This is a genomic window from Streptomyces sp. NPDC048255 (genome assembly GCF_040652415.1).
GTDB lineage: Bacteria > Actinomycetota > Actinomycetes > Streptomycetales > Streptomycetaceae > Streptomyces.
The window spans coordinates 1-12004 of record NZ_JBEZMA010000058.1 but is presented as its reverse complement, the minus strand read 5'-3'; the positions used below and the strand labels follow the sequence as shown (position 1 = coordinate 12004).

Genomic DNA, 12004 nt, shown 5'->3' with positions numbered 1-12004 from the left:
ACGCAGCCCGAGGCACCCCGGAGCAGTCAGGCAAGGACGGCGGCCAGGGCGGCAGTGATGGCGGCGGCGAGGGTGAGGACCGCGGCGAACGCGGCTGCCGCGCGCAGACACGCGCCCGGGTAGGTCGCGCCGTCGAGCCGGGCGAGCTTGCCCGCCGCCGCGGCAGAGACGATGGCAATGACCAGGACGAGGACGGAGGTGAACAGAACGAGGGTGAGACCGGACACCGGGAACTCCCAAGAGGTAGGCGGGATCGATGCCTTGACAGTCCTGGAACCGGTGTCCGCCGGGGTTCAGATGGACGAAGATGAACACTGTTGAACAGCAGGGCGCACGGCGGACCGGGGGCGGGATTGAGCGGCGCAGGGCACGAGCAGGGAAGGCAGCAGAACGCGCTGGCCCGGTTGCAGGAACGGCTGGCGGATGGCCTGGCGAGCTCGGGGCTGACCGTGACGCTTCTGGCCCGGAGGACCGGGCTGGGGCGTACGACGGTGAGCAATGCCCTGAACCAGCCGGTGGCGCCGTCAGCGCGGACCGTCGCTGAGATGGCCAGGGCACTGAGGCTTGACGGCAAGGAGCTGCTGGAGCTGCGGCGCCAGGCCGAAGACGTGCCCGACCAGTCTCCGGAGCCGGTACGTCCGGCGGCCGCCACGGAATCGGCTGCCGCTGTGTTCAGCGGGCCGGTCGCCGACAGGCCGGTGGGTGGAGGAATGCTGGTGGGGGCGCCGCCGTTGACGGCGTCGGCGTTCCAGCCCCGGTCCGGCCTGAGGGAGCGCATCGACGGCGCCCGTGCCGGTGGCGGGGCGGTGCTGACGCAGACCCGGCCGAGCTCTGCGCGGGTGCTGTCGGGGATGGGTGGGGTCGGCAAGACCCAGCTCGCGGCGCAGTACGCTCACGAAGCCGTGGCCGCCGGTACCGGACTGGTGCTGTGGGTCCCGGCCGGGGACACCCAGCAGATCATCGGCCTCTACAGCCGCGCCGCACTGCGCGTCGGTGCTGCCGGCGCCACCGGCAAGGACCCCGAGCAGGACGCGCGGGCGTTACTGGAGTGGCTGTCGACGACCCGGTGCTCGTGGCTCGTGGTCCTGGACGACATCGCCGACCCCACCGTCGTCGCCCCGTGGTGGCCGCCGGCTCGGCCCGGAGTGGGCTGGACGCTCGCGACGACCCGGCTCCACGACCCTCGGTTCACCGGCGGCGGACGCACCCGTATCGACATCGACGTCTACTCCCCCGACGAAGCCGTCACCTACCTGACCGAACGCCTGACCGGTGACGGCCGCGCCGATATCCTGGACGGGCGTCAGGACGAGCTCGCCGCGCAAGTGGGGCATCTTCCCCTGGCGCTGGGGCACGCCGCCGCCTACATGCTGGCGGAGCAACTGACCTGCGGTGTCTACCTCGGCCGGCTCGGCAACCAGGCACTGCGGCTCGACGACGTCCTGCCCGGCTGGGCGGACACCGAGGTCTACGGACGGCACGTCACCGCCGCCCTCCTGCTCTCCCTCACCGCGGCCGAGCAGGCCGGCCCTCCCGGGCTCGTCGAGCCCGTCTTCCGCCTGGCGGCCCTCCTCGACCCCGCCGGGCACCCCGAGACCCTGTGGACCGCCGACACCGTCCTCGGCTTCCTCGATGCCGGGCCGGGCCGGACCGAGGGTCCGCGCGTCACCGCGGACGAGGTGCGCAGCGCCCTGCGGGTCCTCCACCGGTACGCGCTGATCACCACAGATCCACGCACACCCCACCGCGAGGTCCGCGTCCACTCGCTCACCGCCCGCGCCACCCGCGAGACCACCCCTGAGAGCCGGCGCGCCCTTCTGGCCGTAACGGCGGCCGGCGCACTGGCCGAAGTCTGGCCGCGACCGGACCACGTCCAGCGCGATCTGGCCGAGGCGTTGCGTGCCAACACCGCGGTACTGCGGCGCAACGCCGAATCGCACTTGTGGCAGGGCGGCGCGCACGACGTGCTCTTCCTCTCCGGAATCAGCCTCGTGAACAACGGACTGCACCGAGAAGCCGGAGACCACTGGGCCGAGCTCGCCGACCACTGCGCTCGGCTGATCGGCCCGGACCACCCCGCCACGATCAGCGCCCGCTCCAACCTCGCCGCCACCTACACCGCTCACCTCGGCCGCCACCACGAAGCGCTCCGGCTCGAGGAAGAGGTCCTCGCCGACCGCGAACGCGTCCTCGGCCCCGACCACCCCGACACCGTCACCGCCCGCGCCAACCTCGCCGCCACGTACACCGTCCTCGGCCGCCACCACGACGCACAGCAACTGCAGGAACGGGTCCTCGCCGACCGTCAACGCCTCCTCGGCCCCGACCACCCCGACACGATCCGCGCCCGCGCCAATCGCGCATCGAGTTACGGGCACCTCGGCCGCCATCACGACGCGCTGAGGCTTCAGGAGCAGGTCCTCGCCGACCGTGATCGCCTCCTCGGTTCGGACCACCCCGACACCGTTCTCGCCCGTGCCAACCTCGCCGGCACGTACGCCTTGCTCGGCCGCTTCCAGGACGCGGTCAGGCTGATGGAACAGGTCCTTTCCGACCGCGAGCGTCTCCTCGGCCCCGACCACCCCGACACGATCCGCGCCCGCGGAAGCATCGCCTTCACCTACGGTCATCTCGGCCGCCACCACGAATCGCTCAGACTGCAGGAGCAGGTCCTCGCGGACTTCGAGCGCATTCTCGGCTCCGACCACCCCAACAGCCACCTCGCCCGGGCCAACCTCGCGGTCGCCTACAACGACCTCGGCCGCCACCACGAAGCGCTCCGGCTCGACGAAAAGGTTCTCGCCGCCCGCGAACGCGTCCTCGGCCCCGACCACCCCGACACCGTCACCGCCCGCGCCAACCTCGCCGCCACGTACGCCCTCCTCGGGCGCCACCCCGAAGCGCTCCGGCTCGACGAAGAGGTCCTCGCCGCCCGCGAACGCGTCCTGGGCCCCGACCACCCCGACACCGTCTTCGCCCGCGCCAACCTCGCCGCCACCTACACCCACCTCGGCCGCCACCACGAAGCACTCCAGCTGTCGGTACAGGTTCTCGCCTCACGCGAGCGTCTCCTCGGAACCGACCACCCCGACACGATCCATGCCCGCTCCAACCTCGCCGCCACCTGTAGCGCCTCCGGCCTCCACCACGACGCATGCCGGCTGACAGAACAGGTTCTCGCGGACCGTGAGCGCGTCCTGGGCCCCGACCACCCCGACACCGTCTTCGCCCGCGCCAACCTCGCATCCGCCTACGCCCACCTCGGCCGCCACAACGACGCGCTCAGACTGAAGCAACAAGTTCTCGCGGACCGCGAGCGCGTCCTCGGCCCCGACCACCCCGACACCGTCCTCACCCGCGCCAACCTCGCCGCCTTCAGGCGACAGGGTGGGTGACCCGCGCAGCACTCAGCCACTGCACAACCCCCGGTCATAATCTGACGAGTGGTCAGTTTCGGGGCCCACGTCGAGAATCACCTCGATGTGAGGGAAGGTGTGACAGCTGTTCAGGCACTCGCAGCAGCACGCTACACCCCCACCGCGACCTGACCAGCGGAGTCGAAAGCGGAGTCGCCCAAGGCGCCAGTCGGCCGCCGAGACCGGCGATCCGGCCTGCGTCGCCACCCTCGCCTGGCACCCTCCACACCCGGCGCACCGTTGCGCGCATCTCGGTCACGCCCTACTTCGGCCGGGACTCCATGCCGGCCAGGCTGCGCCAGACCCCCACGACGATCGCCAGCTGGGCAGCGAGGTAGGCGACCTGTGTGGACAGGCCGCGCAGCTGGTAGACCGACAGCAGCAACCCCACGCGACTGGGCCAGAACCTCCTCTCCTCGGTGAAGGTCTCCATGTCCATCCAGATGCTGGTGAGCGTCAGGACCAGCAGCATGAGGGCGACGTGCAGGAATACATAGCCGAGTTCGGTATCCGTGATCTGGGTGACCAGGGCGCCCACGCAGACGGGGATGGCATAGGCGGCTGTCAGGCTCAGCGCCCGCACGGGGCTGCGGCGTCCGGGCAGCATGCGCCACAGCGCCCCCAGGGCCAGGCCCGCACCGGTCCATGCGACCTGCCACGCAAGACACTTCGCCACGATCTCGGGCAACCCTACGAGGCTCTGGAAGGTGGCCATCTGGGTCGGGGAGTCCCTGAGGTAGCTCAGCCAGACCAGAGCGACACTGGCCGGGAACCCGAAGCCGAAGGCCAGGCGCGCGGCACGCTGGGCATTGTCCCACCAGTCCCGGCCGGGTCCCCAGCTGAGGGCGGTGTCCAGCACGGAGATCTGGGCCGGTGGCCGACCCTCTCCGCCCCACCCGTCAAACAGCCATTTCTGCAGCCCGTCCAGTTTGCGTTCCAACTCCTCGCGTGTCAGGTCGCCTTCTACGCGACCGCGATCCAATGAGTACAGCTTGTGATGCAAGTTGCGATATTCATGGGCCTTCATCAGCAACACGTGTCGGCGTCGCCTCGTGCCGAGTCTTCGAACGCAGAAGTTCTTTCCCCCGGTGCGGCCCAGCACGGAGAACCGGCGACCGACCGTGACCACGGCGTACAGGGAGGCAATCATCATCAAGAACCAGAAACCGAACAGCACGTTGGAACCTGCGAACTCGACCTGCCTCAACCCCACGGCAAGGGCGAAGACCACGACTGTCAGCAGGAGATCGGCGCCGGCCGGCCCCAATGAAGTCCCTTCGTCCTTGCCATCGGACTGGGCCCGCCGGGTATTGACACGGACCTGCAGCAGCGCGAGGAGCGCGATACCCGTCAGCAGCCACGCGTAGGCGCAGACCCATGTGAGTCCGGAGTAGGCGAACTGTCGCAGGAAATCGATCCGCGCGCGATCACGGGCGGTACCGAACTGATCCGTGAGCCAGTAGACGCGCCCCCAATTGCGCTCGCGTGTCCACCAGAAGGAAGCGAGCAGGGCCGCTGAGGCCACCCCCAGCAGGGCTCCCACGGCTAGGGTCCAGCCAACCGGCGCCTTGGCCCACCTCGCACTCCAGGACTGTTTCGGTTTACCCTCCCGTCTCCAGGACTGGGCCAGATCCCCCTCACGCGCGAACCGCCACGCCCATGCCGCCATCGCGGCAAGCCACAACCACAACGTCACCAGTGCCAGCAGCGCGAGCCCGATGACACCGGAAGTGGCCTGGGGCCTACCCGGTGTCACTTCTTCTGCCAGGCGGAAGAACCGAAGGGCCACGACCAGCAGGATGCCGAACGCGGCCACGGCTGAAGCGGTCACGGTCACGGCCCAGACCTGACGGCGTCGGGCCCTTTCGGCGTCGGCGCTCTCCTCGGTTCCGGTCTGCTGCGAGGTGGAGGACGACGGGACACCACACCACGGACGGGCGACGAGCACCAGCGCCAGACCCAGCGCGATGGTGACGAGGGAGCGCCACGACGGACGGTCGGATTCAGGCGGATCCAGGATCAGCAGACGCAACGTCAGGGCTACCGCCACGCTGAGTACGGCCCATAGCCGAACGACCCGTGCAAGGCCCTTCCGTTCCGGCGGCCAGGACGGAACGGAGGGAACCGAGGGAACGGATGGCTGCGCCCGCGAGGCGTAGTGCACGGCCACCAGGCTCACCGCTGCGGTGAACACCCACCACGAGGCGACACCCGCCCAGCCCCAGGACCACCACCACTCGCCCACGTTGAAGGAGCGTTGCCAGGGCGGTTCCACATCGACCCGCACGTCGAAGGGTTCCGGCTCGGACCACACCAGACGGACCGAGTCGGCAGAGGTCACTGGGGGAAAGAAGTTATGGGCTTCGAGCCCATCCAACTTGACCTCGACCTCATTCCATTTGATATTCCCCAGCGCCTTTGGCGGCCGAAGGAAGACGCTCCAGCTCTCCCCCTTCTCGTCTACATCAATTCTCCAGGGCCCGAGCAGAAATGGGTTATTCTTCTCGATCCATGCGGTTGCCTCGTAATCCACAGTGACCACATCGCCGCGAACCGATACCACCGGATAACGGAATCGCCACTCACGGTTGCGCGGGCCTTTCTCATCCCCCCGCAGCAGGCAGCCCATGGCCGTTTGATATTTGGCAGACTTCTCACTGCGCGCCAGATCCTTGGCGAGAGTCCACTCTTTCGCGGAAACACTGACGGTCAATTTCGAGATCACCTGAGCATAAATGCGGTCATGGTAGTCGAAATCGAGTTTGGCAGTCACCTTGCGGACCTTGAGGTTTCCCAGCTGGCAGACGTCACGGTCCCCTGCGTGCGCCACCCCTCCCCACCCCAGGACGGCCGCGATCAGCGCCGGAAGCAGGCACCACCACCGGGATTTCACGATCGCACCGCCCCGTCCGCATCGCTCGTCCAGCACCCCAGTCCTACGCAGGACGCTAAGCACGAGCCGCGTCCCGTCGCACAGGGACACGCGGCCTCCGGCCGGTACTCACCCTCTCGGCCGCCGCCACCCGGATTGCGGGCGAACAATCGGCGATCGATGATGGAGGCGGGGGATCCTGCTCATGCTCCACGGGACATGTCATGACCCATCCAAAGGAATCCACCGCGAGGAAGCCGCTCCCCCGCTTCGAGGAAGCCAAAGGTCTGGGACCGTCGGACGCGGAGTTCGTGCGGGACCTCGTCGAGGTGCTTGAGAAGCACGGGAACCTGGACCGATTCGGCCTGTGTCTCCTGCACGACCACTTCCCGCTCGCCGCGGACGAGGTCATGGTGGAGATGAACGACTCCGGGACGCGCACCCTGCACGCCCATGTCGAGGAAACGGGGCGGACGAAGCACGTCAAGGCCTCGCAATGGAGGTTCGCGCCCCACGGCACGGAGCCCGGGCAGGACCCTTACCAGGTCATCATGCTGTGCGACCCGCTCGACCTGTGCCCCGGGTGCGAGAACCAGCACTGATCCGTACGTAGGACAAAACCTATCGGCCGGGCGCCATCGGGCCCACTTCCGCGAGAGTCCTCCAGAGCGTGGCGAGCGCGAGCAGCTGTGCCAGGAAGAACGCCACCGAGGCGAAGCGCATCTGATAGACGTAAGCAACGAGACTGGCATTGGTCGGCCAGTAGCGGCGCTCATCCTGAAAGGTCTGCAGGTCCATCACGAGACCCGTGCACGTCATCACCGAACCGAACGCTGCGATCTCGCCGATCACGCGCGGTACGCTCCCACCGAGGGCTTGGGCAATGAGGAAGTCAGCCGCCGCCGGAACGGCGAACGCGAGCGCGACGAAGATTGCCTTCGTCGGCCCATGACGGCCCGGCAGATCCCGCCACATCGCCCCAAGGAAGAATCCCCCGACGATCCAGGCGACCTGCCAGAAGAGGATCTCGACCGTGATCCAGAGGAATCCCGCCGCATTCTGCGTGGTCAGCATCCAGGCTTCGCCTTTGACCGCGCCGGTCCAGTACAGCAGGCCGGTCACGGGCAGCCCGACAAGACATGCGTTGACGGCCCCCCTGCGAGCGTTGCCCCACCACGTGGACATGGGGCCACAAGCAAAGGGCAGATCGGCGGGCCTGACCCCTCCCGGCAATGACTGGTCCAGCCGGTCGATCTCGGCCTCGATCGACTCCTGCTCCGCGGAACGCTCCGCCGAGTTCACAGTGCTGAGATGGTGCAGACGCGCCTGGAGCTCACGGAACCGGCGCGCCAAGCGCAATACGTCGGCCCTGTCGGTCCGTGAGATCACCTTTCCGAGCGGCGCATTGTCGGAGAAGGGCTGCTCCAGTACGGAGACGGAAGAGCCCAGGGCGAGCACCCCCCAGGCCGTGCACAGGCATAGCAGCAGGGTGAGAGCATAAGCCGACAGGCCGTAGTAGAACGTGAAGGGTGCGAGGGTGACGGCGAAGAGGACCACGAGGAGGAACTTCTCCGCCGGGTCCGGCGTGAACGCCCCTCTCTCGTGCTGCTCGACCCGACAGACCCGCAACACCCCCAGCACGGCCAGCGGTGCCAAGACGGAGACGATGCTCAGCAGCGGCTCCGCGACAGTCACTGGGAAGTTCCACCACCATTCATCGAGCGTATACACCCAAAGGGCCTCGGACTCAGGCCAACGCGGGTCAGCGAGCCAGCTGATCCGCTCCCACTGGCGTTCAAAGGCGAGATAGCCCCACAAGACGGTCGTCATCGCTGCCGCAACGGCGGCGCAGACCATCACCCACACCGGGAGCCGTGTCTCTTCGATCAACAGCATCCGCTGACCGGCGACGATCACACCGAGCCAGGACACAGCCATCAGTGCAGTGCAGGCCATGGCCGCCACGGTCCAGCCCGTAGGGGACAACTGCTGGTCGGCCGTGGGCAGCAACGTGAAATCGTAGACCTCCGACACGAAGTACCACCCGGTCAGGCCCAGGACAAGTACGCCCACGCATACACGAAGGCGCTTCGACCGACTGCCGAGCAGACACAGCGCAAGCCCGAGGAACGCCAGGCTGAACACCGCCACCGTCGGCGAGTAGTCGTCCTTCCAGCCCATCAGCCGGTGCAGCATCCCGTAGAGGTTGTCGCCGAGGTAGATGAGCAAGCCCAAAATAACCAGGAGGAGCGCCCACCAACGCAGAAGCTGCAGCGCTTTCGACTCCTCTGGCATCGGTGCGCCGGTCAGACTGCGCCTCAGCCGCCGACCCGCGACCAGCAGCAGCGCGCCCGAGGCGACGTACCAGAACGCTCCCGAGGCGCCGTAGGCTCCCCACGTCTCCCATACCTGCCACGGGCCCTCCAACGAGGTTGTGATGAAGTGCCAGTGCTGTGCCGCGGGCGGGCGGAAAGTGACCGTGGGATACTCGTTCGGCTGTTTGTGCCGCCAGCTCAGCTTCGTTCCGTCTTCGCCGAAGGCCGGCGGGGGGCTGGCCATCAGGGCTCCCGGTCCGCCCAGGCTGACGTGGACGTTCTCCCATCTCGCGTTCTTCAGAGCAGGAGAAGGCCGCAACTCGATGCGCCAATTCTCCTTCTCCACTGTCAGCTCCCACGGACCCACAGCGGAGGAGGAGAATTGGGCCCACGTGGCAGCCTCGTAGTGAACCTTGACCCACTGACCGTCGGCCTTCACGGCCACCGGCTTGAACCGCCACTCAAAAAGATCACGGAAGTCGTTCTGCTCTCCCCAGGGTTTGCCCACCAGGCACGCCAGCGCCGAGCGGTACGCCGGCGACTGGGCGTCCAGGAGCAGTTCGGAGGCATGGCTCCAATCAGCGGGCACGCTGATGTCCACGGTGCTCGTGAACATGCTGTAGTCGTTGCCGCGGTGCTTGAACTCAGCCAGCGCCGTGACCTTGGCCTTCTTGAGCTGGTCGGCTCGGCAATCAGCGGCCGAGGGGCTTTCAGCAGCGCCCGCCTTCCCCATGGCAGGGAGTATGAGGAGGAGGACCAGCAATAGCACATGCGGAAGGCGCAGCGCGGAGCAGCCGGGACGGATCACCGCCCCAGGATCCTCCCGGCAAGACGCGCACAATGCCGCGCGACGCGTCGACTCGCAGGCAGGTCCACCCCGGCGGCCGTAGGGAATCGACCTCCATCCCGAAATTCGGAGAAGGTCGGAGAGGGTCTGGAAAGTCGGAGAAGGTTCAAAGATTGACGCAACAACCACTCCGGAACGTCCCGCTGTTCGGCTGAGCGGCACCCAGGCCCAGTGCCCATACTGAAATAAGGGGATGAATTCCGACATCTGAGCGCGGAAGATCGCCGCCGAGGAGGCGAGCCGAGATGACAGTGGAGCAGTTGTCACAGGCCGACACGGGTTTCCTGGGGCAGGTGGAGGATGCCAGTCGGCGCTACGCGACCCGTACCACAGAGCGTGACGGCCATATGGAGGCGCTGGATCAGCACGGCATCCTCTATGCCGACACCCCGGAGCGGGTCAACAAGAGACTGAACCGTCTGGGCGTCGACTGGGCCATGGCCACAGCGATCGAGCGGACCCCGGAGACCGCCACGACCGGTACCAGCCTGGATCTGGACCGCGAGCTGGTCAGCACCGACCTGCTGAAGCTCGAACGGTTCATGGGCCGCAACGATCTCATCAGCATCGACTACCTCGAAGGCGGTTTCCTCGCCGCCCGCTCGGTCGGCCGAATAACGGTCCGGAGTCCCGGGTCTTCCCACCACGGAACCGGTTTCCTGGTGTCCCCCTCACTGCTGATGACGAACAACCACGTGCTGGGCTCCGCCGAGGAGGCGGCCGCCGGGGTTGTCGAGTTCAACTTCCAGGCAGGCCTGGACGGTCTGCCGCTCGTTCCCGTCGTGTTCCAGCTCGATCCGCAGAGGTTCTTCGTCACCCACCGTGACCTCGACTTCACCGTGGTCGCCGTCTCCGAACGCTCCCGAGACGGTCAGCCGCTGACGTCCTTCGGGAGACTGCCGCTCAAGGAAGCCCAGGGCAAGGCCGTCATCGGGGAACTCGTCAACATCATCCAGCACCCCAACGGCGAGCCCAAGCAGCTGGCCCTCCGGGACAACCAGATCGTGGACCTGCTGGACGACTTCGTGCACTACGCGGCCGACACGGCGCGCGGCTCCTCGGGGTCTCCGGTGCTCAACGACCAGTGGGAAGTCGTGGCACTGCACCACGCAGGTGCTCCCCGCAAGGACCGGGACGGCCACGTGCTGGCGGTCGACGGAACCCGCTGGCATCCGAGCATGGGGGAACACCGGGTGGACTGGAAGGCCAATGAGGGCGTGCGGGTCAGCCGCATCCTCGGCATGATCCAGCAGTTCCCGCTGACCGGCGCCGCCGCAGCGCTCCGCGCGGAGCTGTTCGCGGCCGGCTCGTCCCTGCACCCCGTGGAAGTCTCGCCGCCGACGGCCCTGACCGACCGGACGGACGGCGCCACGCCCCAGAACATGACGATGGACCGGACCGGCGAGCGGCCCGCCACGTCAGGAGCCGTCCGCTGGAACGTCCCCCTGGTCATCAGCGTCAGCCTCGACGCCGAGGCCCTGCAGCCCCGGACCGAATCACCTGCCGCCGCGGGACCGGCGCACGGTGCGACCACCCCCGCGTACGGCAGGTCGCTGGCGGGGATCGGAAGCATCGACGGTCAGTCGCCCGCCCAGCGGGACCTGGCAGCCGCCATGGTCAACCTCGCGGCCTTCAGCACCCGCCCCTACTACGACGAGGCAGCGGACCGGTCGGCACGCGAGGCCTACTACGCGGGCATTCAAGTCGGCAACCCCACAGGCCTGCGCCTCGCGCTCGCCCAGCGTCTCGAGTCCACGCACGAGCGCCGGCCGTCGTACAAGCCGATGCGTCTGCTCTACCCGTGGGTGGACCTGCACCCCGACGAGACGCTCCACGGCATCTACTCGGGCAAGGGCTTCACCGCACAGGAACTCATCGAGGCCGACGCGGCGGTGGAGGCCGCCCGGATCGGACGCTGGCAGGAGTTCATGCTCCACGAGAGCGCGCCCGGCCGGGAGGCCATCGAAGCCGAGCTCGACCTCCTGGAGGCCTCACTGCCCTTCAACTGCGAACACGTCGTGCCCCAGTCCTGGTTCGCCAAGAAGGAGCCGATGCGCGGGGATCTGCACCATCTCTTCGCCTGCGAATCGACGTGCAACAGCTTCCGCGGAAACATCCCCTACTTCGACTTCCCGGACTTCGACGAGGCCGTTCGGCACTCCTGCGGGCGCCGGGAGCCGGCGAAGTTCGAACCCTCGGAGGGCAAGGGACCGGTCGCCAGGGCGACGCTCTACTTCTTGCTCCGCTATCCCGGCATGATCGGAGACGAGGCGCGCGAGCTCCAGCGGGGCGGCCTGGAGCTGCTACTGAACTGGCACAGGGACCATCCGGTGGACATCTACGAGCAGCACCGCAATGCGGCGATAGCCGAGATGCAGGGCAACCGCAACCCGCTGATAGACCACCCGGAGTGGGCCGAGCAGATCGACTTCGCAGGTGCCTGGCCCTGAGCATCGGCACCTGACCACCAGCATCGGTCCCGCCCACCAACCCCGCGTGTGGGGGAACAAGATGTAGAGGTGTGCAATTGAGAAAGCGAGAAAATGGATAACGC

6 protein-coding genes are annotated in these 12004 nt (G+C 67.7%); 3 read left to right on the top strand and 3 right to left on the bottom strand.

The features are described 5' to 3' along the window. Positions 1–26: 26 nt before the first annotated feature. The gene (locus tag AB0D94_RS30995) at positions 27–227 is read right to left on the bottom strand and encodes a hypothetical protein (protein WP_362058611.1); all 201 of its coding nucleotides are present in this window, start codon (positions 225–227) and stop codon (positions 27–29) included. Between the two features lie 222 nt (positions 228–449). Here AB0D94_RS30995 and AB0D94_RS30990 point away from each other — a divergent pair, with 222 nt between their 5' ends. After that, on the top strand, positions 450–3395 hold the full coding sequence (locus AB0D94_RS30990; RefSeq protein ID WP_362058695.1) for a tetratricopeptide repeat protein: 2946 nt from the start codon (positions 450–452) through the stop codon (positions 3393–3395). 283 nt (positions 3396–3678) lie between these two features. Here the strand turns inward: AB0D94_RS30990 and AB0D94_RS30985 are convergent, their stop codons facing one another. Then, complete coding sequence (locus AB0D94_RS30985; protein WP_362058608.1) at positions 3679–6345, bottom strand: DUF6185 family protein; 2667 nt, start codon at positions 6343–6345, stop codon at positions 3679–3681. A 167-nt stretch (positions 6346–6512) separates the two neighbouring features. Here AB0D94_RS30985 and AB0D94_RS30980 point away from each other — a divergent pair, with 167 nt between their 5' ends. Beyond that, positions 6513–6890 carry a hypothetical protein gene (locus AB0D94_RS30980; protein ID WP_362058605.1) on the top strand — a complete coding sequence of 126 codons (378 nt, stop codon included), beginning with the start codon at positions 6513–6515 and terminating at the stop codon, positions 6888–6890. A 19-nt stretch (positions 6891–6909) separates the two neighbouring features. Here AB0D94_RS30980 and AB0D94_RS30975 read toward each other — a convergent pair whose 3' ends face one another. Beyond that, positions 6910–9336, bottom strand: a complete 2427-nt coding sequence (locus tag AB0D94_RS30975) for a DUF6185 family protein (RefSeq protein WP_362058602.1) — start codon at positions 9334–9336, stop codon at positions 6910–6912. A 359-nt stretch (positions 9337–9695) separates the two neighbouring features. Here AB0D94_RS30975 and AB0D94_RS30970 point away from each other — a divergent pair, with 359 nt between their 5' ends. After that, positions 9696–11900 carry an endonuclease gene (locus tag AB0D94_RS30970; protein ID WP_362058599.1) on the top strand — a complete coding sequence of 735 codons (2205 nt, stop codon included), beginning with the start codon at positions 9696–9698 and terminating at the stop codon, positions 11898–11900. Positions 11901–12004 lie beyond the last annotated feature (104 nt).

Excerpts from the sequence above, each read along its gene's own strand:
- AB0D94_RS30975 (WP_362058602.1), bottom strand. The coding sequence starts at position 9,336 with ATGGGGAAGGCGGGCGCTGCTGAAAGCCCCTCGGCCGCTGATTGCCGA.
- AB0D94_RS30980 (WP_362058605.1), top strand. The coding sequence starts at position 6,513 with ATGACCCATCCAAAGGAATCCACCGCGAGGAAGCCGCTCCCCCGCTTC.
- AB0D94_RS30970 (WP_362058599.1), top strand. The coding sequence starts at position 9,696 with ATGACAGTGGAGCAGTTGTCACAGGCCGACACGGGTTTCCTGGGGCAG.